Below are 20,992 nucleotides of genomic sequence, written 5' to 3' on the forward strand. Positions count from 1 at the left end.
CTGCCACCTTTTAACTTTGTTTTTTTATTATTTATTCTCTTGCATTTCAATCCACTTTTGAGCGATTCTCACTGCATTTGTTGCCGCTCCTACGCGAATCTGGTCTGCTACACACCATAAATGCACAATATGTTTATCAAAATTATCTGCACGTATGCGCCCTACGTATGTTTGGTCTGTCTCACTTGCAAAGCTTGGCATAGGATAGAGTTTGCGCTCTGGATCATCACAAAGCACTACATTAGAGGACTGCACGAGAAGCTCGCGAATTTTTTTTACATCAACTTTCTTTTCAAATACAATCGTAACAGATTCACTATGACTGCGTAAAACCGGCACACGCACACAAGTAGCACTCACAGGGAAAGAGACGTGCATAATCTTATGTGTTTCATTAATCATTTTCATTTCCTCTTTGGTGTAGTCATTTGGCATAAATACATCAATATGTGGAATCACATTAAAAGCCAAACGATGGGGAAATACTTCAGCCGCCGCCTCATCAAGCTTAAAGGCAAAAAATGCCTGCATTTGCATTACAAGCTCCTCCATACCGCGTTTGCCCGCTCCACTTGCTGCTTGATAGGTGCTTACATCTACACGTTTTATGCCAAATACCTTATGCAAGGGTGCAAGGATTTGCACCATTTGAATCGTAGAGCAATTAGGATTAGCAATAATCCCCTTTTTGCGCCATTCCTTAATATCCTCCGCATTCACTTCAGGCACGACAAGTGGCACATCACTATCCATACGGAAATGGCTTGTATTATCTATCACTACCGCTCCAGCTCTTACTGCACTTGGTGCAAACTCTGCGCTTACCTTGCCTCCTGCTGAAAAAAAGGCTATCTCTACATTTTCTTTAGCAAAAATTTCGTGTGTTGTCTCTTGTATTTTATACGTTTGTGAATCAAACTCTATCTCCTTACTCACACTACGCTTACTTGCTAATGGCACAATCCTCGCCACAGGGAACTTACATTCCTCCAAAACTCTAAAAATCTCCTCGCCAACAGCCCCACTTGCACCTACCACAGCGACTATATATTTTTTCAAAGCCAATCCTTTTCACAAATATATTGCAGTGTAACAAAGATTTTTCAATTAATGGATAATTAAGAATCTTCCATAAATCTCTTAGCTAAAAGTGTCTCCAAAGCACTTTTTTCACCCTCTATTCTAAGCCTCACCCCATTTGCTAAAAACGAATCTTTATAAACCTTCAAACCCATTTTTTGTGCCTCATACTCACACAAGGAAAGTTGATTATAGGCAATTTGTAATGTTATACTTTCACTCATTACAAATGTTTGCAATAAATGCTGTGTTTGAGCCATTTCTATGGTATTTTGCACAGCTGCCGTATATGCTCTCACTAGCCCACCAACGCCCAAAAGCTGCCCACCAAAATAGCGCACAACCACCACCCCCACATTAATAAGCTCCTCCCCACGTAACACATTCAAGCTTGGTATACCGCTACTCCCCTTTGGCTCTCTATCATCATCAAAAGATTCTATAATATGCTGATATTCATTCAAATGCCGACTCGCACGAACAAAATGCGCCGCCTTTGTGTGTTCTTGTCGCAAATTTTTATATAAAGTGTCAAATTCACCAAAAGGTGTTAAAAAGCTTAAAAACTTTGAACCCTTACTCTCAAAACTACCCTGTGCTTGAGAAAGAAGCATTTTCATTTTAATCTTCAATTAATTTGAGATAATATGTTGCCTCTTTGCCTTCTAACTGCATTTGATTACCTTTTTTACGCACAATAAAATCTCCCTCCAAGGCTTTTAGAAAATAATATTCATATTCCGCGCTCTCGTGGGGGAAGCATATACGACGTGATGAGCCACTATTGCTCACTTTTAGTTTTTTGCCACTCAAGGCAAAAGTTGCAAAATAATTATTGCATACACTCACGCCAAAGATACGATTTTCATCTACATCAAAGCTCATACTCGACTTGGCTTGCTCCCATATAGGTGTAAATTCACGCCCATTTTGATAAAGAATCTTGTATACATACCATTGCTTACTTGACTCTAACAGCGCTTCTTTATTCTCTTGTCGCACTAAATCCACAAAGCACCCACTCATTACTATCAAAGCCGTCATAGCGCATATTGTAATCTTAAAAACATACTTCATTGTTTTCACCCAAATACTTTAAATTTTGCCTATTCTAAGCCATTTATAAGTAAAGCATTATAGAATCCCTTTGCAAACACATACCCACAAATCAGCAAGGAATGATATTTATGCACATTGATTTACATAATCACACTGCCCTTTGTCGCCACGCTACAGGCACAATGGAGGAATATATCATTCAAGCCATCGCACAAAATATTGATATTTTTGGCTTCTCCTGCCACGCACCTATGGCATTTGATGAGGCATATCGTATGAATCTGGCAGAACTCCCCCAATATCTTAGAGAAATCACCCGTTTGCAGGAAAAATTTAAAGATAAAATTACCATTCTAAGCGCCTTAGAAGTCGACTATATCCTACATAGAGAGGATTTGATAGAATCTTCACTTTTATCACAGCCTTTTGATTATCTCATTGGCTCCGTGCATTTTTTAGAATCTTGGGGCTTTGATAATCCTGCGTTTATAGGCGAATACGCTAAACGCGACATCGAGCAATGCTGGAGTGAATATCTATGCTCCATCGCTCAAATGGCGCAAACAGGCTTTTTTCAAATCGTAGGACATTTAGATTTGCTCAAACTCTTTGGACATACTATGCCTGATTCTCAAATACCCTATCTCAATCGCGCCTTAGAATCTATCGCCGATAATCATTTGGCTATCGAGCTTAACGCTGCTGGGTGGCGCAAACCTATTAAAGAATGCTATCCTAGCGCATTTATCTTAGAAAAAGCCTTTCAAAAAGGTATCGATATTACCTTTGGTTCGGACGCCCATAGTGTAGAACACATTGGCTTTAGATATAATGATTTATGCGCTTTAGCAAAAAGTGTGGGCTACACCCACGCTCTTTATTTCTCGGAAAAACAGCCCATCAAGGTAGTTTTTTAGGTTTTTTATACTCACATTGCATAATTTTTCAGAATACTTCAAAGCACCACTAGCTTTTCTTAAGATTTAAAAAAGTATAATCAAACCTCCCTATACAGAACTAAATATTAAATTTTAGACATTTTAATTTTTAATTTGAAGGAGACAAAATGAAAAAATTGTTTTTAATTATCGGCGCACCCGGCTCTGGTAAGACAACAGATGCACAACTTATCGCACAACACAATACAGATTCTATCGTGCATTACTCTACCGGAGACCTACTCCGTGAAGAAGTGGCAAGTGGAAGTGAGCAGGGAAAGATCATTGATAGTTTTATCAGCAAGGGGAATCTTGTGCCGCTTGATATTGTGGTAAGCACCATCGTCAATGCCCTAGCCAATGCGCCTAAAGATGTAATCATTATTGATGGCTATCCTCGCAGCGTGGAGCAAATGCAAGCCTTAGATGAAAAGCTAAAATCTCAAAATCAAGTAGAACTTATAAGTGTTATTGAAGTGCAAGTAAGCGAAGCAGTCGCACGAGACAGGGTATTGGGGCGTGCAAGAGGAGCTGATGATAATGCAGAGGTATTCAATAATCGTATGCAAGTCTATCTCTCACCATTAACAGAAATACAAGCATTCTACACACAATCAAAAGTGCTGCATAAGATTAATGGGGAACGTAGTATCGAAGAAATTGTGAGCGAAATGGAAACATTTGTGAAAAGTAAAATCTAATACAAATCCTCAAGCTCTTATGTGTAATTTACTTTTAAATTAAGAGGAAACATTTTCTCCATAGCAGCAAAGGGATACCTTAAGCCTATTCAAAGATGCTGCAATACAGTGTCATTTAAAATAAAGAGACCTTAGTATAATCTCATTCTCACTTGTATATTGCCTAAGTCAAATTACCCTCTCTGCATCATAAGTTAATGCCTTAAAAGGTTTGCAAGTGCAGAATGAGAGCAATCCAAGTCTATCTTAAAAACTTTATGTATGCTCTTTACGTTTAATTTCATATAAATTAAAATAAATAAATTTAGAATCCTACCTATTTGTTTTTTGTTTGATAAAAAGCAATCGTTTTCTTACAATTTATTTAGCTTTAATTGTTACAATCGCGCTTATCTTAATAATTAGTGGAGAGAACTATGAAACTACAGCTCAATAAGCAAATCTGTGTGGGATTTTTTTTAATATGCGCAACATCTGTATATGCAAAAACTTATGCAACTGTCGATGGCAAAGCAATTACGGATAAAGATATAAAGATTCTTGAACAGAATATCCCAAACTTTAACTACAGCAAACTCTCTGAACAGGAAAAAGAGATGTTTATTAATGAGCTTGTAAATAGGCAGCTTATGATTAAAGCCGCAAAACAAGAAAAGCTTGACACCTCAAAGGAATATATTGATGTCGTCAATAACATAAAAGATAATCTGCTTATTGACTTATGGACAAAACAACAAGCCGATAGCATTCAGGTGCCAAATATGAATGATGCGCAGATTCGCAAAATTTATCAAGAAAATGAAGGGCTTTTCATCAATCAGGAAGGTAAGGCAAGGCATATTCTTGTAAAAACTGAAGCAGAAGCGAAGAATATCATTAAAGAGCTTGATAAGGCATCAAAAGGCAAAGTAGAAGCGAAGTTTATCGAACTTGCCAATCAAAAATCTATCGATCCTGCTTCACAGCAGCAAAAAAATGGTGGTGATTTGGGTGTATTTCAACGCTCTATGATGCACCCTGATTTTTCAAAGGCTGCCTTTGACTTGAAACCCGGCACATATAGTAAAGAACCTGTGCATACTCCTTTTGGCTATCACATAATCTACTTAGAGCGTAAAAGTGAGCCAAAAATTGTTCCGTATGATGAGGCAAAAAAAAGTATAGAAAACGAAATCAGGGCGCAAAACGTAAGAGAGGGTATGATGCAAAAAATTCAGGCATTGCGACAAAAAGCTAAAATTGAAATCACAAAATAAACATATAAAATTACCTAAGGAGGGAATATGTTAGTTTCCGGGAGCGAGATATTGCTCAAAGCACATAAAGAGGGCTATGGTGTAGGAGCATTTAACTTTGTTAATTTTGAGATGCTAAATAGCATTTTTGTGGCAGCAGATATAGCCAAATCCCCTATTATTGTGCAGGCAAGTGAAGGGGCGATTAAATATATGGGGATTGATATGGCAGTGGGAATGCTAAAGATTCTCTCTAATCGCTATCCGCATATCCCTGTGGCGCTTAATCTCGACCACGGCACGAGCTTTGAATCTTGCAAGAAGGCTGTTGATGCGGGGTTTACCTCTGTGATGATTGATGCCTCTCATCACCCTTTTGAAGAAAATCTCGCCCTTACAAAAGAGGTTGTAGAATACGCACATTCTAAGGGCGTGAGTGTAGAGGCGGAGTTAGGGCGACTTATGGGGATTGAAGATAATATCTCTGTGAGTGAAAAAGATGCGGTGCTGATTAATCCTGATGAGGCAGAGGAGTTTGTGAAAGCTACGAAAGTTGATTATCTCGCTCCTGCTATTGGCACAAGCCACGGGGCATTTAAGTTTAAAGGTGAGCCAAAGCTTGATTTTGAACGATTACAAGAAGTAAAAAGACGCACAAATATCCCACTTGTTTTACACGGAGCGAGCGCTATTCCCGAATATGTGAGAGAGGCATTTTTAGCTACAGGTGGGGATTTAAAGGGGAGTAGGGGAGTGCCTTTTGAGTTCTTGCAGGAAGCCATTAAGGGCGGGATTAATAAAGTTAATATCGATACAGATTTGCGCATTGCCTTTATAGCAGAAGTGCGGAGAGTGGCAAATGCGGACAATACGCAATTTGATTTGCGCAAGTTTTTTACTCCAGCTATGGAATCTGTAATTAAAGTAATGGTTGAACGTATGGGAATCTTAGGAAGCGCACAAAAGATATAGACTTTTTTCTCCCATAAATATATGCGTTCCAAGATTCTAAGCCCTAAAAACTCACTTTGATAATCACTGCAAAAGAATATAGAATTGCTTATTTTTAGACATCACAGGAAATAATAAGGTATATCCAAAACCAACTTCTTCACGCCCCCCACCCCACTCATCTCCTTCCATTCCAAATATAATACCCCAAAGGTGAAAAGATTTTTCCTCTTCTATTTGAGAATACCTTTCATCCCTCAAGTCCAAAAACATAAATCTCTTTTTACCTTAAAGATATAAAGATTATATCATTGCTTATAGGTTGAAGGAGAAAATCTTACAGTGCTTAAAGATTGATGTGTAAGTTATTATTTTATCTTAATATTGCTATAATCCCATCTTTATATCAATGCACAAGGATTCGTATGGGACGAGCATTTGAATATCGCCGCGCAGCTAAAGAAAAACGATGGGACAAGATGAGCAAAGTCTTTCCCAAACTTGCAAAAGCCATTACTGTCGCCGCTAAGGAAGGTGGGGGAGACCCTGCGATGAATGCTAAGCTCCGCACGGCTATTGCCAATGCTAAGGCACAAAATATGCCAAAAGACAATATCGATGCGGCTATCAAACGCGCAAGTGGCAAAGATGGCACCTTTAGCGAAATCACTTATGAGGGCAAGGCAGCCTATAGTGTACTTATATTTATCGAATGCACGACAGACAATCCCACACGCACTATTGCTAATATCAAAAGCTATTTTAACAAAACGCCCAATGCAAGTATCCTTACCAATGGCTCTATCGACTTTATGTTTGCGCGAAAAAGTGTGTTTGTATTTCGCACAGATAAAGATGTAGCAGAGATAGAATTAGCCCTTATTGATTATGGTTTAGAGGAACTAGAAAGCGCAGAAGATGAGCAAGGTGCGTATTATACCGCCTATGGAGATTATAAAGATTTTGGCACACTCAATGAAGGCTTTGAATCCTTGCAGATTCCAATCCTTAAAGCCATCCTGCAGAGAATTCCAACCTCACCCATTACCCTTGATGAAGCCCAAATGCAAGAAATTGAAAAACTACTTGATAAAATCGAGGAAGATGACGATGTTCAGGCGGTTTATACAAATATCAGTTAGCATAAATAAGCCTTATTGAGAGTAAAAAAGTAACCTTTTTTCTCTATTTGTAAAGTATTTTTTTACCAAATAGCCCTTTTGTTAGAATCTATACATTACAATTTTTCCAATGAAACAACAAAAGGGAAAAAATGACTCATTCTGCATTTGAACACCCCTATTTTGGTGTGTTTGTATTATTTGTCCTCACTTGCGTTGCTTTTACCCTCACGCTTCGATTGCAGCGCATTCTTTCACGTAAGCTTGCTAAAAAAGATAGAGAAAAGCTCAAACTCTCTACCTATGAATGCGGTCCCACGCCTAACAAACAGCCAAACAAAATCTCCACGCATTTTTTTATCCTCGCTCTACTTTTTATTCTTTTTGATATTGAAGTGATTTTTATGCTACCTTGGGCGATTAATTTTAAATATTTTGCACATATCGGGCTTGGCAGCTTTGTGTTTATAGAAATGCTAAGTTTCATTGGATTACTCGTTATAGGCTTTATCTATGCGTGGAAAAAAGGAGTTCTATCGTGGCAAGACATCAAATAAATTACGCACAAAGTGGCGGTTTGCCTATCGCCCTTAGCAGTGTGGATAAACTACTCAATTGGGGGCGAAGTAATTCATTATGGGGGTTAACTTATGGTTTAGCCTGTTGTGCGATTGAGATGATGGCTACAGGTGGTAGTCGCTTTGACCTTGATAGGTTTGGGACAATCTTCCGTGCTTCTCCTAGACAAGCAGATTTAATGATTGTATCAGGCACAGTTACTAAAAAACACGCCGAGTTTGTCCGCAGACTTTATGACCAAATGCCAGAACCCAAATGGGTGATTTCTATGGGTAGTTGTGCCAATACCGGCGGTATGTTTAATACCTACTCCACTGTGCAAGGCGTGGATAGAATCATACCTGTGGATATCTACTTGCCCGGCTGTGCGCCTCGCCCTGAAACCTTGCAATACGCCATTATGGTGCTGCAACAAAAGATTCGCAGACAAAAGGCTCTGCCACAGAATCTACAAAAGCGACTTGTGTAATGCAATCTAAGGAAAAGTGATGATAAGACAGAATCCCCCTAAGGCTAATGCTCAAAAAAGCGCATACTACACGCATCGCTTTGATGTCGCGCCCACTTCACCAAAGCTCCCGCTTGAAGGCTTTGAAGCGGAATGCAAAGCTATCCAAACACCCATTGCAAAAAGCTATATGCAAAATAACCTTGCAACATTGTGGGTAGAATCTGCTCATCTTTTCGCACTCATTAAGGAGCTTCACGCACTAGGCTATGCTACACTGACTGAAATGAGCGCGATTGATAGATTGCAAGATTGCAATGAATTTGAATTGTTTTATCTTTTATTGAAGCTTGAGGATACTCACTCAAAGCGATTAAAGATTAAAACTAAAATCAAAAAAGGACAGCATATCGCCTCCCTCACGCCACTTTTTAAAAGCGCAAATTGGAGTGAGCGTGAATGCTATGATATGTTTGGCATTATTTTTGATGAACACCCTTGTTTGCAGCGATTGCTTATGCCCAAGGATTGGGTAGGACACCCATTGCTTAAATCCTATCCTTTGCAAGGTGATGAATATGCCGCGTGGTATGAAGTAGATAGAATCTTTGGCAAGGAGTACCGTGCCATTATCGGCGCAGAGCAACGCGATAGCGCAAGGATTGACTTTAATGATGATAAAAACTTCGCACCCACTACTCCTACGCCTATCTATCAAGAGGAAAATACTCCTGCTTTTGTCAAATCCTTTAAAAAGCATACAAAACTAAAGGCGCGGCGATGAAGCAAAATTACACGAGATTAAAACCAAATTTTGAAAATATCTTTTTTGAGCAAGAAAATGATAAAATGGTGCTTAACTTTGGACCCCAGCACCCCTCTGCTCACGGACAGCTCCGCCTAATTTTAGAACTTGATAATGAAAAAATCATCAAGGCTACACCTGATATTGGTTATCTCCATCGTGGCATTGAAAAACTAGCTGAAAATATGATTTATAATGAGTTTATGCCTACAACCGATAGACTTGATTATATCGCCGCTACAAGCAATAACTATGCCTTTGCGCTAGGAGTAGAAAAGCTCATTGGTGTAGAAGTGCCTTTACGTGCGCAGGTTATCCGCACTATGCTTTTAGAAATTAATCGCATTATCTCACATATCTTTTTCCTCGGTGTACATGGTATGGACGTGGGTGCGCTTTCTATATTTTTGTATTGTTTTGTAGAGCGCGAGTATGGCTTGGATTTAATGGAGGATTACTGCGGAGCAAGACTTACGCATAATGCCATTCGTATCGGTGGTGTGCCGCTTGATTTACCCAATGGATTCCTAGAGAGTGTAGAGAAATTCACACAGAGTGTGCCCAAAACGCTTGATTTGGTGCGAGGTTTGCTTGATAAAAATAGAATCTGGCGCATTCGCTTAGAGGGCGTGGGGCAGGTATCACAGGATTTTATCAAGCAATGGGGTTTAAGCGGTATTATGGCACGAGGCAGCGGTATCAAATGGGATATTCGTAAGCATAATCCCTATGAGCTTTATCCACAGCTTGATTTTGAAGCGCCTATCGCTAATGAGGGGGATTGCTATGCGCGCTATCAGCTCTATATTGAGGAAATCTACCAATCCCTAAAGATTCTAAAACAACTCATCACCCTCTACCCTAGCACACCACCAGAGATTATGGCAAAAGATGCACGTTATCTCTCTGCGCCCAAAGAGGATATTATGACGCAAAATTACTCCCTTATGCAGCACTTTGTGCTTGTAACTCAAGGTATGCGCCCACCTGTAGGAGAAGTATATGTCCCTACCGAATCTCCTAAGGGTGAGTTAGGTTTCTTTATCGCCTCTCTTGGCGGCACATCGCCACATCGTTTAAAAATCCGCACCCCAAGCTTCCATCACACAGGAGCATTACAAGAACTTTTAGTAGGACATTATCTCGCAGATATTCCCACCATCATTGGCTCTACCAACATTGTTTTTGGCGAAGTGGATAGGTAAAGGACATCAATGAAACGATATGATTTACGGCACTTAGCAAATGATTTTGATAAAAGAATGAATGAAATATGCGATACATTGCAGGATGGCGAGGTAGCTATTTTCCTCTTTGAAGTGCGGGATTTTACTAATGTGCAAAAGGCGATTGATTGTATCTTGCATCATGGTGATGAATTACTTAATAGCCTCCGTTTTAATGAAGTGGATTGGACTATCGTAGTAAGGAGAAAAGCACAATGAAAGCTTTTGTCTCTCTCCTTGCTAACATCTCTCAAAAGACCATAAAACACGATGTTAAAGGATACGATACGCTTCTTAGTTTTGGTTACTTTTGGCAAAATCTACCTGATTGCAAACAGCTTTTTGCCCTACATCCGCTTTTTTTGTTTGATAATCCATCTGTGCAAACCTTGCGATATGAAATCGGCACAGAATTTGGCGTAGTATGGCTTTTAGCACATACCCTTTCCTCTATGCTTAATGCCTCAAATCCACTCACACAAGACCTTCAAGCCACATTAAAGCATATCGATATAGGCTATCTTGCCTCAGAATCTAATCTCGCTGAAGAGGAGCTAGAGGGCATAAGCGATTATCTCTCTCATACCCAAAGCCCCATAGGCATAGTACTTGGCAAGGAGTTAGCCCTTCACCCTCACGCAGAGGATATTGCCTTGATATGTGGTATACTTGGGGCAAGTCCTTATATTGATATGATTATGCCAGATTTCACAGAGAACATTACTCTTAGCACACCACCACATCTTGACTTACAAATATGCGAGGATTTACCTGAATCTAATGGCAATTTTATCTATGCCCTACCCTCTACACTATCCACGCCTACACTTAAGATCCCGCCGCTTTTTGCTCCTGCTCTAAAGCTTAAAGATGGAGAGCATATCACATTAAACTTTGAATCTCAAAGTATCAAGGCAATATGTCAATGCGATAAGGCACAAAAAGGTACTATCGCTCTCTTGTATTTGCCACAAACACACGATATAGGCTATCCCTACAAAAAAGTCGAGGTAATATTATGAGTGAAATTACTATCACAATTAATGGGCAAAACATTGCCTGCAATGAAAGCGAAAGTATTTTACAAATCGCACGCAGAAAGGGCATTGAAATTCCTGCCATCTGTTATCTCTCTAACTGCTCTCCCACAGTGGCTTGTAAGCTATGTATGGTAGATATTGATGGTAAACGCAACTACTCTTGCAACGCAAAGGCTAAAGATGGTATGAATATCCTCACTCACACGCCTGAAATCCTCGAAGAACGCAATGCCATAATGCAAAGCTATGATGTCAATCACCCCTTACAATGCGGTGTGTGTGATAAAAGCGGCGAATGTGAGCTGCAAAACTATACCTTAAAAATGAATGTAACCACGCAGGAATATCATATTAAAGAAAGCGACAAACCTCACAAAAGCTGGGCAAAAGCCGTATATGACCCTAATCTTTGCATTATGTGCGAACGTTGCGCCACTACGTGTAAAGATAATCTAGGTGAATCCAAGCTCAAAGCCCAAAAAGCACCCTTAGAGCCACTCGATAATGCCTTATGGAAAGATTCTATGCCAAAGGACGCCTTGAGCGTATGGGCGCGGAAGCAAAAGGCATTGATTGATTTTGTAAGCGATACGCCTTGCTTTGATTGTGGTGAGTGTATTAGTGTGTGTCCTGTGGGGGCTTTAAGCACAAATGATTTTAAATATAAGTCTAATGCGTGGGAGCTAAAAAAGATAGATTCTACTTGTTTCCACTGCCCTATGGGCTGTAAAATCACCTATGAAGTCCGCCATAATGATACACTTGGCACACCACATATTTATCGTATAAAAAATGACTTTTATTTCAATCCTATCTGTGGTGCAGGGCGATATGGCTATGATGTAAGCTCAAGTATAAATCCCACACAGAATCTACAAGCAGCCATTGAAGCTTTCAAAAAGGCAACGCATATCAATATAGGTAATCAAACAACCAATGAAGAAGCCTTCGTGCTCAATCACCTTGCTAAGAGTCTAAATTGCACCCTGCATAATGATGAAGCCTTACATTTTAAGCATTTTATAAATACATTTCTCACATATGCACGAAAGAGTATGCTTAATCACCTTGATAGCTTTAGAGAATCCCAAAATGCCATTATCATAGGTAGTGCGCTTAATTATCAAGTACCAAATTTACGCTATATGCTCAATAACAAACTTAAGCTCCTTAAAGGCTCACAAGCCATATATATGCACCCGCTTGATGATAGCCTTACAACAAGCCTAAGTAAGAATCTTACTCATATTGCTTATCACCCCGACGCACTTTGTGTCGCTGTGGGAAGTGTGGCTCTAGCTTATCTTATGGATAATCCCTCACAAGATACAGAAACACAAATGCTTCAAACGCTTTTGCAGCCCATTATTGCAAGTAAGCAAAGTATTTCTAAGCCCATCACTAAAGAAATCAAAAAAACCATCACTACCACAAATGAAGCCGGTGAGGAGGTAAAAGAAGAGATTGCAGAAACTATTGAAGAAATGCAAGAGGAAATCATCTATCAAACTCTCATAGACGCACATATCAGTATGGAACATTTGAACGCATTAGCCCAAATGCTAACAACTAATCCCGTGCTTGTGCTTGGGGCTGATGTGTATGAAAATGCCAATATGCAGATATTGGCGCAAATTCTGGCTATTTTAGAGCGTAAAAATGTACTAAAAACTATCTTTATCCCGCCTTTTGCCAATGCGCTAGGCTTAGCGATGATTTGTGATTTAAGCCCTAAAGAAAGCGCAAATGAGGGCTTTAGCATAGGATTCCGCGATAAGGGCGATTTTGTATGTGAATCTAATTTCATAAGCATAGATTCACAAATGCCTACTTCCCCTACTACGCCTGATTTTATCCTCCCTGCGCTCAATCAAATGGAGGGCACTTATACGAGCATAGATTGCAGAATCTTGCCTCTCAAACCCGCGCTTCCCTTCAATGGTTATGATTTAAGCGATATTGCTAAGGCATTTGATATGAAAGGCGATTATTTGATTGATTATACAAGCCTTATTTGTGGCTGTGAGTTTGATGACTTTAAAAATGAATACTTGAATGATGGCACAGATATGCGTGGCTATCGTTTTAAAAGCCTTCCTCTTGCTCCATTGGATTTGCCACATTCACTCCCGCTTACATTACCCACTTATAAGCAAACATTCAATGCCTATAAGCTCCATTCTCCATCGCAATTTAATACTTATACCGCAGGAAGCGCGCATTTACAAAACAAAATGGGAATCTATGTAAGCCACGCCTTATTACAGGAATTAGGACTGGAAGAGGGAGATTCTATCACACTTACAGATAACATACATCAGGTAAAAGGCGCGGTATTTGTGGATTATTATCTTAATAGCTCTTATTTCCTTATTAACCCTATGCTTGAGGGTGCGGATAAGGTGTTTAATACTACCCTTTGGACACATTTACATATTTCACACAAGGAAGAAGCATGAGTGATTTCAGCGCTAATATTGTAGAAACCCTCCTAGAAATCGTCATTGTTTTGCTTATTTTCTCTGCACTTGCAGGTTTTGGCACATATTTAGAACGCAAGATTCTAGGCTTTTTTCAAAAACGCATAGGACCAAACTATGTAGGACCCTATGGCTTATTGCAAGTGCTAGCCGATGGCATTAAGCTTTTTACTAAAGAGGATATTATCCCACAAAATGCGATTAAGCCTATTTTTATTATCGCTCCATCAATTGCTGCTATTACTGCCTTTATCGCTATGGCACCCATACCCTTTTTCCCAGAATTTGAGCTGTTTGGCTACACAATACGTCCTATTATCGCAGATATTAATGTAGGGATTCTCTTTGTCCTTGCTGTGGGTTCTTGTGGCATTTATGCACCACTTTTAGCGGGGTTAAGCTCGGGTAATAAATGGTCGCTCCTTGGGGGCGCTAGGGCAGCTTTGCAATTTTTAAGCTTTGAGGTGATTACATTCCTCTCACTCTTAGCCCCGCTTATGCTCGTTGGCTCTCTTTCACTCATTGATATTAATAGCTATCAGCAGGGTGGGATGCTTGATTGGCTCATTTTTAAGCAGCCTCTTGCCTTTGGGCTTTTCATCGTGGCTGCCTATGTCGAGCTTAACCGCACACCTTTTGACTTATTAGAGCACGAGGCGGAATTAACGGCGGGATTTGCAAGTGAATATAGCGGCTTAAAATGGGGTATGTTCTTTATTGGTGAGTATGCAAATATGTTTGCCACAGCATTTATCCTAAGCCTTATTTTTTGCGGTGGATTCAATGATTGGGGCATTATCCCCGGAGGCATTGCTATCTTACTTAAAGTATGCTTTTTTATCTTTTTGTTTATGTGGGTGAGGGCGTCATTCCCACACGTGCGTCCTGATCAGCTTATGCGTATGTGTTGGAAAATTATGCTTCCTTTAGGACTGCTTAATGTGCTGCTCACAGGCTGCATTTTATTATTTTAGGAGGATAAATGAAAAATGATTATTATGTTTTAACTCCTCGCAAAAAGCGTGAAGTGCAATCTTTCCCTACGCGTGTAGCCATCACACTCAAAGCCACCTTCAGCGTTGATTTATTTGCCGGCCTCAAAAAGGCTTTGGGTGTATTTTTTGCCCCTAAGGTAACTATCCCTTATCCAATCGAAGTAATCCCTCTAAGCCCACGATACAGGGCAATACATAAGCTTCAAAGACTTTTAGAATCCGATAATGAACGATGCATTGGCTGTGGATTATGTGAAAAAATCTGCACGAGTAATTGCATACGCATAATCACCGATAGGGGCGATGATGGACGAAAAAAGATTCTTAGTTATAGTATCAATTTTGGACGTTGTATTTATTGCGGATTATGCGCTGAAGTCTGCCCAGAACTTGCTATTGTGCATAGTGATATGTTTGAAAATGCAAGTGTACAGAGGGCGCACTTTGGCTTTAAGCCCACACTTTTAGAATCTAAATCCTCTCTCATAGAATTTAGCGGCTATGGCTCTCTATCACCTCACGCAGATGAACGTATGCAGCCTACTCCTCTAAGCTATGTCTTTACTCAAGATTCGCAACCTAGCACAGAATCTTCTACACAGGAGAATAGCAATGTTTGAAACTATCGCCTTTTATCTCTTTAGCACATTATGTATTGTGTGCTTTTTAATTGTGGCAACCTCCTCGCAGATTCTCTATGTGATGACCGCTCTTGCAAGTGGTATGATATTCATTTCGGGCATATTTTTTGTGCTTGATGCGGAATTTTTAGGCGTCGTGCAGATTGTTGTATATGGAGGCTCTGTTGTGGCGCTCTATGCCTTTGCAATGATGTTTTTTGATAGTGTGAAAGATGTCATAGAATCTCGCAAAAATCAATGGGTGGCAAGTGTGCTGTGTGTGGGGATTGCTATCGTGCTTGTGGGGGCATTTGGTATGCCTTTAGTAGGCAATAATTTAGAGACTATCGCTATTTCACAGAATCTTATTGATATTGCAGAGATGAACAATATCCAAATGATTGGCTATGTGCTCTTTACAAAATATCTTATTCCCTTTGAAATAGCCGCTTTTATACTGCTTGTGGCAATGGTAGCAGGAATTGTATTAAGTATCAAAAGGAGTAAGAATGGTTAGCCTCAATCACTATTTACTGCTATGTGCAATCTGCTTTTCTATAGGGCTTTTTGGCATATTAAAAAGACGCAATATACTTATGCTATTTTTTGCTACTGAAATCTTACTTAATAGCATTAATATCGGCTTTGTGGCGATTGCTTCATATCTTAATGACTTGCAAGGTGAGATTTTCGCACTTTTTATTATCGCTATTGCTGCGGCGGAAATCGCTGTGGGATTGGGGCTTGTGGTGATTTGGTATAGGAAGCATCGCACACTTGATATAAGCACGATAGAAAATCTCAAAGGATAATCTATGACACTCGGTAATGAAACACTCATTCAATTAGTCTATATCGCGCTTTTTGCGCCACTTTGCGGAGCTATTTTTGCAGCATTTTTTGGACATAGACAAAAATGCCTTATCGCTGGGATTGTCCCTACACTCTTGCTTTGTATCTCCTTTGTGGCTTCTTTGCTACTCTTTATAAGCCTTTATCAAGCTGATTTGATTATCCACATTGATTTTCTCACTTGGATTGAAGCGGGGGATTTTTATAGCTCTTTTGGCTATATGGTTGATGTTATTAGCGTGAGTATGATGCTTGTTGTAAGCCTTATTTCTATGCTCGTGCATATCTATTCTATTGGCTATATGAGGCACGATAAGGGATTTAACCGCTATTTTAGCTATTTAAGTGCGTTTGTGTTTTCTATGATGTTGCTAGTAATGAGTGATAATTTTCTTGGGCTTTTTGCTGGTTGGGAGGGCGTGGGGCTATGCTCTTATCTGCTTATTGGCTTTTGGTATGAAAAGACAAGTGCAAATTTTGCCTCCATAGAAGCCTTTGTGATGAATAGAATCGCCGATCTTGCACTTATTATAGGGATTTTCCTTATTGTATATCATTGTGAAAGTCTAAAATACGAAGAAGTATTTTTATCATTGCAAACAGAAAATTTTGATAATAGCTTATTTGTGTGGATTGGAGCATTACTCTTTGTAGGAGCTATGGGTAAATCTGCGCAATTCCCTTTCCATACGTGGCTTGCTGATGCGATGGAGGGACCCACACCTGTATCAGCCCTCATACACGCTGCCACAATGGTAACCGCAGGAGTATATCTCGTGGTGCGCTGCTCTCCAATCTATCAAATGATACCCGATGTAAGTTTTTTCATCGCCTCGCTTGGCACGTTTGTAGCCATTTTTGGCGCGAGTATGGCACTTGTAAATAGGGATTTAAAGCGAATCATCGCCTACTCTACCCTGTCGCAACTTGGCTATATGTTTGTCGCAGCAGGGTTTGGGGCGTATTGGGTAGCGCTCTTTCACCTCATTACTCACGCATTTTTCAAATCCCTGCTTTTCTTGGGTGCAGGAAATGTAATGCACGCTATGAATGATAAGCTTGATATTACTAAAATGGGCGGTTTGCATAAGCCATTACGCTACACGATGATAATGATGTGTATCGCCTCTGTGGCACTAGCGGGAATCTACCCCTTTGCAGGATTTTTCTCTAAAGATTTGATTTTAGAAATCGCCTTTTCAGAGCATACATTAATATGGACCATGCTGCTTATATCTGCACTTTTTACGGCATTTTATAGCTTTAGATTACTTATGCTTGTATTCTTTGTGCCTAAATCTCATCACGAACACCCTCACGAAGCCTATCCCTATATGCTTTTAGCTATGCTACCCTTAGCTATTCTCTCTATCATCGCTGGGCTTGGAGAGGTGTTAGAGCATTTCTTAAGTGGGTATATTCCCTATACACTGCCCACACTCCCTACACAAACACATTTCTTGCTAATTGGCGCTACACTCTCACTTGTCGCTCTTGTGGCACTCTTTAGTATTATTAAATACGCTAAAGGTGGCTTTAGCACATTTTGGGAGCGCACTTTTATCTACAAGATTCTCTATAATAACTACTATATCCCCAAACTCTATGAATGTTTTTTTATCAAGCCCTATCAAAAATGTGCCCTATTCTTATGGCATAAAATAGAAATAGGCATTGATCACTTTACAGACACTATCGCGCATTATGTAAGGGCACTAGGGGGCAAACTCTCACTTATTCAAAATGGCTCACTTACGCGTATGCTTACACTTATGATTGGAGGATTGACTCTCTTACTCCTTGCGTGTGCGCTTTATTTTATATGGAGGCAGTTATGAATTACCTTCTAAGCATTATTATCTTTTTTCCATCATTTGCTGCAACCCTCTTATATGTGCTAAAGGGTGAAAATAGTCGCATATTTGGCATTATTGCAGCAGCTTTGGAGTTGCTTTTTGTCGTGCTTTTATGGAGTGAGTTTAATGTAGGCTATGGGGGGATTCAGTTCTCTAGCCATATAGACATTATCCATTCTTATGGTATAAGCTATTATGTAGGTGTTGATGGCATCTCGCTTTTTCTCATTGCACTTAATGCACTCATTACACTTCTTGCACTATGTCTTTTTAAATATCTCAAAACTTCGCTCATCATTGCTACCTTATGTCTTGAAAGCATTATGATGGGTGTGTTTAGCGCACTTGATGTAATGCTCTTTTACATCTTTTGGGAGCTTTCACTTCTGCCTATACTCTATACGCTTGGTGTATGGGGTGGAGAGAAGAGAATCTATGCCGCCATTAAATACTTTATCTATGCCTTTGGCGGCTCGATTATTATGTTACTAGGGATTTTATATTTTGCTTATCAATATAAGCTCGTTATGGGAGTATGGAGTTTTAATCTCCTTGATTGGTATCAAATCTCCCTTGATTGGCAGACTCAAAAATGGCTTTTTGTCGCATTTTTTGTCGGTATGGCAGTAAAGATTCCTCTCTTTCCGCTGCATTCTTGGCAGCCACATACCTACACACAAGCGCCATTTATTGGCTCCGCACTTCTATCGGCTGTGGTGAGCAAAATGGGGGCTTACGCTCTCTTGCGCTTTGTATTACCGCTTTTCCCTAATGCAAGCGATTCCCTCAATGTCTTTATTGGTATTATTTGTGTCTTTATGATTGTCTATGGAGCGATGATAAGCTTTGTGCAAAAAGATCTAAAAACTCTCCTTGCTTATAGCTCACTTTCGCATATGGGTATCATCGTGCTGGGTATCTTTGCGCTTAATGCAGAGGGCTTAAGCGGAGCGGTGTTTTTTATGGTAACACACGGACTTGTTGTCGCGGGGCTTTTCTTCCTTGTGGGTGTGGTGTATGAGCGAGTGCAGACACAGCAAATATCATCATTGCAAGGCTTAGCCCATAGTCTGCCCAAATTAAGTAGCGTCTTTGGCATAGTGATGATGTGTTCTCTAGGATTACCTCTCACTATGGGTTTTGTGGGTGAGGTGCTATGCCTATATGGATACTTTCAAGTAAGTCCTCTTATCGCATTCTTGGCAGGAAGCAGCTTTTTTGTTGGGGCGATTTATATGCTTGTGGTTTTCAAAAAAGTTTTTCTAGGCACTACACTTCCGCAATACAGCACCCTTAAAGATTTACGTCTAAGAGAAAAAAGTATCTTTATACCCATCATCGCCTTTATTATCTGTTTTGGAATCTATCCCAAACCCATACTTGAGCCTATAGATTCCAGTGTGCAAACACTTGTAAAAACCATTGAAGCAAAAATTCTCTCCTATGGCTCAAATCGTATCATAGAAGGGCAAAATCCTTATCCTTACGAGCATATCCCTAATGATTTTGATGATGAAGGAATGCTCATTATCCCCAACATAGGAGATTAATATGCCAGAATCTATGTATTTTTCATTCGCACAACTTCAAATACCCTTGCTTATTCCTATGTGTATCTCGCTCTTTGGTGGGATTATTTTACTTGGTATTGGAGCTTTAAATAAAATAAAAACTCGCGAACTCTATATTGCCATAAGCCTACTTTTTGTGATTCTTAATCTTGGTTTTCTGCTCCTTGAGGGCAACCCCTCACCACAATTTGGATTTTTCAATCTCTTGCTTATTGATGGTATCTCGATTTTAAGCCAGATACTTATGCTTCTAGCTACGTTTGTGCTTTTATGCTTTTTTATGTATAAAAATACTTTTACAGAAACCCAAAGTGCAGAATTTTATGCACTTCTTTTATTTGCTATTGCCGGATTTGCCTTTATGGTATCAAGTGAGAATCTTATCCTTATACTCTTAGGCTTAGAATGCGCTTCTTTAAGTCTTTACACAATGATTGCATTGCATAATAATACAAAAGCCTTTGAAGCCTCTATTAAATATTTTGTGATGGGTGCATTAGCCACTGCTATCTATGCTTTTGGTGCTATGCTTTTATATGCTGCCACAGGAAGTTTAGAAATATCACATATTGCCTATTTTTTATACACTCATCATTATGAGCCTTCTATTTTAGTTTTTTCAGGCTTTGCATTTTTACTCTGTGCGCTTGGCTTCAAGATTTCCATCGTGCCTTTTCATACTTGGGTCCCTGATGTTTATGAAGGTTCAAACCCACTTTTGGCTGCCTTTATTGCTATTGTTCCAAAAATTGCTACCTTTGCCATTATTATACGAATCTTTACTCCTTTTATGTACTCCCATAGCCCCTTTATAGAATATGTCCTCTATGCACTTGTGGTGCTTACTATGACTATACCCAATCTCATTGCTTTAACACAAACAGATGTGAAACGTATGCTTGCATATAGCTCTATTTCACATTCTGGCTTTGTGCTAGGCGCGATTTTGATAAATGCCCCTCAAATCGTATTTTTGTATTGGTTTTTATTCCTCTTTACCAATATTGGTGCTTTTGGTATTCTATGGCTAAGTCAAAATGACAAAGATAGTGAAGATAACTATACTTTTGCCTCTTTGGGCGGAATGATAAAGACAAACACTACTCTAGCCGTCCTCCTTACGCTCTTTATGTTTGCTCTTGCTGGGATTCCACCTTTTAGTGTCTTTTGGGGTAAAATGTATCTCATACAAAGTGCTTTAAGTGCAAACTATATCGTTCTTGCGATCATTATGGCGTTAAATAGCGTTATAGGGGCATTTTACTACCTTAAAGTTGTTATTTATATCTTTGCTAAAAAGCCTCATACTGCGTCCCATCACTCCCCACTTACCTCTTCAAGCATATTTGCCTTGAGTCTTACTCTTATTGTGAGCATAGCCTGCATATTTATGGTCCAAAATTTGCTTGAAGTAGTTACAACTTATATTGGATAG

23 protein-coding genes are annotated in these 20,992 nt (G+C 39.6%); 19 read left to right on the plus strand and 4 right to left on the minus strand.

Annotated elements, in window-relative coordinates:
* Positions 1 to 27: 27 nt before the first annotated feature.
* The 3 genes from V3I05_RS00625 to V3I05_RS00635 are packed head-to-tail and all read right to left on the minus strand — an operon-like array spanning position 28 to position 2,157.
* Positions 28 to 1,059 carry an aspartate-semialdehyde dehydrogenase gene (locus tag V3I05_RS00625; protein ID WP_295699289.1) on the minus strand — a complete coding sequence of 344 codons (1,032 nt, stop codon included), beginning with the start codon at positions 1,057 to 1,059 and terminating at the stop codon, positions 28 to 30.
* A gap of 59 nt (positions 1,060 to 1,118) precedes the next feature.
* The gene (locus V3I05_RS00630) at positions 1,119 to 1,700 is read right to left on the minus strand and encodes a YigZ family protein (protein ID WP_300448018.1); all 582 of its coding nucleotides are present in this window, start codon (positions 1,698 to 1,700) and stop codon (positions 1,119 to 1,121) included.
* A gap of 1 nt (position 1,701) precedes the next feature.
* Complete coding sequence (locus V3I05_RS00635) at positions 1,702 to 2,157, minus strand: META domain-containing protein (protein WP_295699283.1); 456 nt, start codon at positions 2,155 to 2,157, stop codon at positions 1,702 to 1,704.
* 110 nt (positions 2,158 to 2,267) lie between these two features.
* Between V3I05_RS00635 and V3I05_RS00640 the strand changes: the two genes are divergently transcribed.
* The 4 genes from V3I05_RS00640 to V3I05_RS00655 all read left to right on the plus strand — a co-directional run bounded on the left by V3I05_RS00640 (position 2,268) and on the right by V3I05_RS00655 (position 5,985).
* Positions 2,268 to 3,056, plus strand: a complete 789-nt coding sequence (locus V3I05_RS00640) for a histidinol-phosphatase (RefSeq protein ID WP_300448021.1) — start codon at positions 2,268 to 2,270, stop codon at positions 3,054 to 3,056.
* Between the two features lie 149 nt (positions 3,057 to 3,205).
* Positions 3,206 to 3,778 (plus strand): adenylate kinase, encoded by a 573-nt coding sequence (locus V3I05_RS00645; protein ID WP_300448024.1) that lies wholly within the window; start codon positions 3,206 to 3,208, stop codon positions 3,776 to 3,778.
* 416 nt (positions 3,779 to 4,194) lie between these two features.
* The gene (locus V3I05_RS00650) at positions 4,195 to 5,034 is read left to right on the plus strand and encodes a peptidylprolyl isomerase (RefSeq protein ID WP_295699278.1); all 840 of its coding nucleotides are present in this window, start codon (positions 4,195 to 4,197) and stop codon (positions 5,032 to 5,034) included.
* A 27-nt stretch (positions 5,035 to 5,061) separates the two neighbouring features.
* The gene (locus V3I05_RS00655) at positions 5,062 to 5,985 is read left to right on the plus strand and encodes a class II fructose-bisphosphate aldolase (RefSeq protein ID WP_300451267.1); all 924 of its coding nucleotides are present in this window, start codon (positions 5,062 to 5,064) and stop codon (positions 5,983 to 5,985) included.
* Positions 5,986 to 6,048: 63 nt separating this feature from the next.
* Here the strand turns inward: V3I05_RS00655 and V3I05_RS00660 are convergent, their stop codons facing one another.
* Positions 6,049 to 6,237 carry a hypothetical protein gene (locus tag V3I05_RS00660; protein WP_300448031.1) on the minus strand — a complete coding sequence of 63 codons (189 nt, stop codon included), beginning with the start codon at positions 6,235 to 6,237 and terminating at the stop codon, positions 6,049 to 6,051.
* 152 nt (positions 6,238 to 6,389) lie between these two features.
* Between V3I05_RS00660 and V3I05_RS00665 the strand changes: the two genes are divergently transcribed.
* The 15 genes from V3I05_RS00665 to nuoN all read left to right on the plus strand — a co-directional run bounded on the left by V3I05_RS00665 (position 6,390) and on the right by nuoN (position 20,992).
* On the plus strand, positions 6,390 to 7,106 hold the full coding sequence (locus V3I05_RS00665; protein WP_343353693.1) for a YebC/PmpR family DNA-binding transcriptional regulator: 717 nt from the start codon (positions 6,390 to 6,392) through the stop codon (positions 7,104 to 7,106).
* Between the two features lie 131 nt (positions 7,107 to 7,237).
* The gene (locus V3I05_RS00670; RefSeq protein WP_295699265.1) at positions 7,238 to 7,642 is read left to right on the plus strand and encodes an NAD(P)H-quinone oxidoreductase subunit 3; all 405 of its coding nucleotides are present in this window, start codon (positions 7,238 to 7,240) and stop codon (positions 7,640 to 7,642) included.
* Positions 7,624 to 8,133 carry a NuoB/complex I 20 kDa subunit family protein gene (locus V3I05_RS00675; protein ID WP_295699263.1) on the plus strand — a complete coding sequence of 170 codons (510 nt, stop codon included), beginning with the start codon at positions 7,624 to 7,626 and terminating at the stop codon, positions 8,131 to 8,133. Before V3I05_RS00670 ends, V3I05_RS00675 begins: the two co-directional genes overlap by 19 nt.
* Positions 8,134 to 8,152: 19 nt before the next feature.
* On the plus strand, positions 8,153 to 8,896 hold the full coding sequence (locus V3I05_RS00680; RefSeq protein WP_300448035.1) for an NADH-quinone oxidoreductase subunit C: 744 nt from the start codon (positions 8,153 to 8,155) through the stop codon (positions 8,894 to 8,896).
* The gene (nuoD, locus tag V3I05_RS00685; protein WP_300448038.1) at positions 8,893 to 10,122 is read left to right on the plus strand and encodes an NADH dehydrogenase (quinone) subunit D; all 1,230 of its coding nucleotides are present in this window, start codon (positions 8,893 to 8,895) and stop codon (positions 10,120 to 10,122) included. The genes V3I05_RS00680 and nuoD overlap by 4 nt, the downstream gene beginning before the upstream one ends.
* Positions 10,123 to 10,131: 9 nt before the next feature.
* Entirely contained in the window at positions 10,132 to 10,362 is a 231-nt protein-coding gene (locus V3I05_RS00690; RefSeq protein ID WP_295699256.1) for an NADH-ubiquinone oxidoreductase subunit E family protein, read from the plus strand.
* Entirely contained in the window at positions 10,359 to 11,165 is an 807-nt protein-coding gene (locus tag V3I05_RS00695) for a hypothetical protein (protein ID WP_300448040.1), read from the plus strand. The genes V3I05_RS00690 and V3I05_RS00695 overlap by 4 nt, the downstream gene beginning before the upstream one ends.
* Complete coding sequence (locus tag V3I05_RS00700) at positions 11,162 to 13,642, plus strand: NADH-quinone oxidoreductase subunit G (RefSeq protein ID WP_300448042.1); 2,481 nt, start codon at positions 11,162 to 11,164, stop codon at positions 13,640 to 13,642. The genes V3I05_RS00695 and V3I05_RS00700 overlap by 4 nt, the downstream gene beginning before the upstream one ends.
* Entirely contained in the window at positions 13,639 to 14,637 is a 999-nt protein-coding gene (nuoH, locus tag V3I05_RS00705) for an NADH-quinone oxidoreductase subunit NuoH (RefSeq protein ID WP_300448044.1), read from the plus strand. The genes V3I05_RS00700 and nuoH overlap by 4 nt, the downstream gene beginning before the upstream one ends.
* A gap of 8 nt (positions 14,638 to 14,645) precedes the next feature.
* Complete coding sequence (nuoI, locus tag V3I05_RS00710; protein ID WP_300448046.1) at positions 14,646 to 15,278, plus strand: NADH-quinone oxidoreductase subunit NuoI; 633 nt, start codon at positions 14,646 to 14,648, stop codon at positions 15,276 to 15,278.
* Positions 15,271 to 15,795, plus strand: a complete 525-nt coding sequence (locus V3I05_RS00715; protein WP_300448048.1) for an NADH-quinone oxidoreductase subunit J — start codon at positions 15,271 to 15,273, stop codon at positions 15,793 to 15,795. Before nuoI ends, V3I05_RS00715 begins: the two co-directional genes overlap by 8 nt.
* Complete coding sequence (gene nuoK / locus V3I05_RS00720) at positions 15,788 to 16,090, plus strand: NADH-quinone oxidoreductase subunit NuoK (RefSeq protein ID WP_295699243.1); 303 nt, start codon at positions 15,788 to 15,790, stop codon at positions 16,088 to 16,090. Before V3I05_RS00715 ends, nuoK begins: the two co-directional genes overlap by 8 nt.
* A gap of 3 nt (positions 16,091 to 16,093) precedes the next feature.
* A complete protein-coding gene (nuoL, locus tag V3I05_RS00725) occupies positions 16,094 to 17,968 on the plus strand; it encodes an NADH-quinone oxidoreductase subunit L (protein ID WP_300448050.1) in 1,875 nt (624 codons plus the stop codon).
* The gene (locus V3I05_RS00730) at positions 17,965 to 19,536 is read left to right on the plus strand and encodes an NADH-quinone oxidoreductase subunit M (RefSeq protein WP_300448052.1); all 1,572 of its coding nucleotides are present in this window, start codon (positions 17,965 to 17,967) and stop codon (positions 19,534 to 19,536) included. The genes nuoL and V3I05_RS00730 overlap by 4 nt, the downstream gene beginning before the upstream one ends.
* Position 19,537: 1 nt before the next feature.
* The gene (nuoN, locus tag V3I05_RS00735; protein ID WP_300451234.1) at positions 19,538 to 20,992 is read left to right on the plus strand and encodes an NADH-quinone oxidoreductase subunit NuoN; all 1,455 of its coding nucleotides are present in this window, start codon (positions 19,538 to 19,540) and stop codon (positions 20,990 to 20,992) included.

The organism is Helicobacter mastomyrinus (assembly GCF_039555295.1).
Classification (GTDB): Bacteria; Campylobacterota; Campylobacteria; order Campylobacterales; family Helicobacteraceae; genus Helicobacter_C; species Helicobacter_C mastomyrinus.

What these genes read in the sequence shown, in the direction of transcription:
- V3I05_RS00630 (WP_300448018.1), bottom strand. Translation starts at nt 1,700, where the DNA reads ATGAAAATGCTTCTTTCTCAAGCACAGGGTAGTTTTGAGAGTAAGGGT.
- V3I05_RS00635 (WP_295699283.1), bottom strand. Translation starts at nt 2,157, where the DNA reads ATGAAGTATGTTTTTAAGATTACAATATGCGCTATGACGGCTTTGATA.
- V3I05_RS00640 (WP_300448021.1), top strand. Translation starts at nt 2,268, where the DNA reads ATGCACATTGATTTACATAATCACACTGCCCTTTGTCGCCACGCTACA.
- V3I05_RS00645 (WP_300448024.1), top strand. Translation starts at nt 3,206, where the DNA reads ATGAAAAAATTGTTTTTAATTATCGGCGCACCCGGCTCTGGTAAGACA.
- V3I05_RS00650 (WP_295699278.1), top strand. Translation starts at nt 4,195, where the DNA reads ATGAAACTACAGCTCAATAAGCAAATCTGTGTGGGATTTTTTTTAATA.
- V3I05_RS00655 (WP_300451267.1), top strand. Translation starts at nt 5,062, where the DNA reads ATGTTAGTTTCCGGGAGCGAGATATTGCTCAAAGCACATAAAGAGGGC.
- V3I05_RS00660 (WP_300448031.1), bottom strand. Translation starts at nt 6,237, where the DNA reads ATGTTTTTGGACTTGAGGGATGAAAGGTATTCTCAAATAGAAGAGGAA.
- V3I05_RS00665 (WP_343353693.1), top strand. Translation starts at nt 6,390, where the DNA reads ATGGGACGAGCATTTGAATATCGCCGCGCAGCTAAAGAAAAACGATGG.
- V3I05_RS00670 (WP_295699265.1), top strand. Translation starts at nt 7,238, where the DNA reads ATGACTCATTCTGCATTTGAACACCCCTATTTTGGTGTGTTTGTATTA.
- V3I05_RS00680 (WP_300448035.1), top strand. Translation starts at nt 8,153, where the DNA reads ATGATAAGACAGAATCCCCCTAAGGCTAATGCTCAAAAAAGCGCATAC.
- nuoD (WP_300448038.1), top strand. Translation starts at nt 8,893, where the DNA reads ATGAAGCAAAATTACACGAGATTAAAACCAAATTTTGAAAATATCTTT.
- V3I05_RS00690 (WP_295699256.1), top strand. Translation starts at nt 10,132, where the DNA reads ATGAAACGATATGATTTACGGCACTTAGCAAATGATTTTGATAAAAGA.
- V3I05_RS00695 (WP_300448040.1), top strand. Translation starts at nt 10,359, where the DNA reads ATGAAAGCTTTTGTCTCTCTCCTTGCTAACATCTCTCAAAAGACCATA.
- V3I05_RS00700 (WP_300448042.1), top strand. Translation starts at nt 11,162, where the DNA reads ATGAGTGAAATTACTATCACAATTAATGGGCAAAACATTGCCTGCAAT.
- nuoH (WP_300448044.1), top strand. Translation starts at nt 13,639, where the DNA reads ATGAGTGATTTCAGCGCTAATATTGTAGAAACCCTCCTAGAAATCGTC.
- nuoI (WP_300448046.1), top strand. Translation starts at nt 14,646, where the DNA reads ATGAAAAATGATTATTATGTTTTAACTCCTCGCAAAAAGCGTGAAGTG.
- V3I05_RS00715 (WP_300448048.1), top strand. Translation starts at nt 15,271, where the DNA reads ATGTTTGAAACTATCGCCTTTTATCTCTTTAGCACATTATGTATTGTG.
- nuoK (WP_295699243.1), top strand. Translation starts at nt 15,788, where the DNA reads ATGGTTAGCCTCAATCACTATTTACTGCTATGTGCAATCTGCTTTTCT.
- nuoL (WP_300448050.1), top strand. Translation starts at nt 16,094, where the DNA reads ATGACACTCGGTAATGAAACACTCATTCAATTAGTCTATATCGCGCTT.
- V3I05_RS00730 (WP_300448052.1), top strand. Translation starts at nt 17,965, where the DNA reads ATGAATTACCTTCTAAGCATTATTATCTTTTTTCCATCATTTGCTGCA.
- nuoN (WP_300451234.1), top strand. Translation starts at nt 19,538, where the DNA reads ATGCCAGAATCTATGTATTTTTCATTCGCACAACTTCAAATACCCTTG.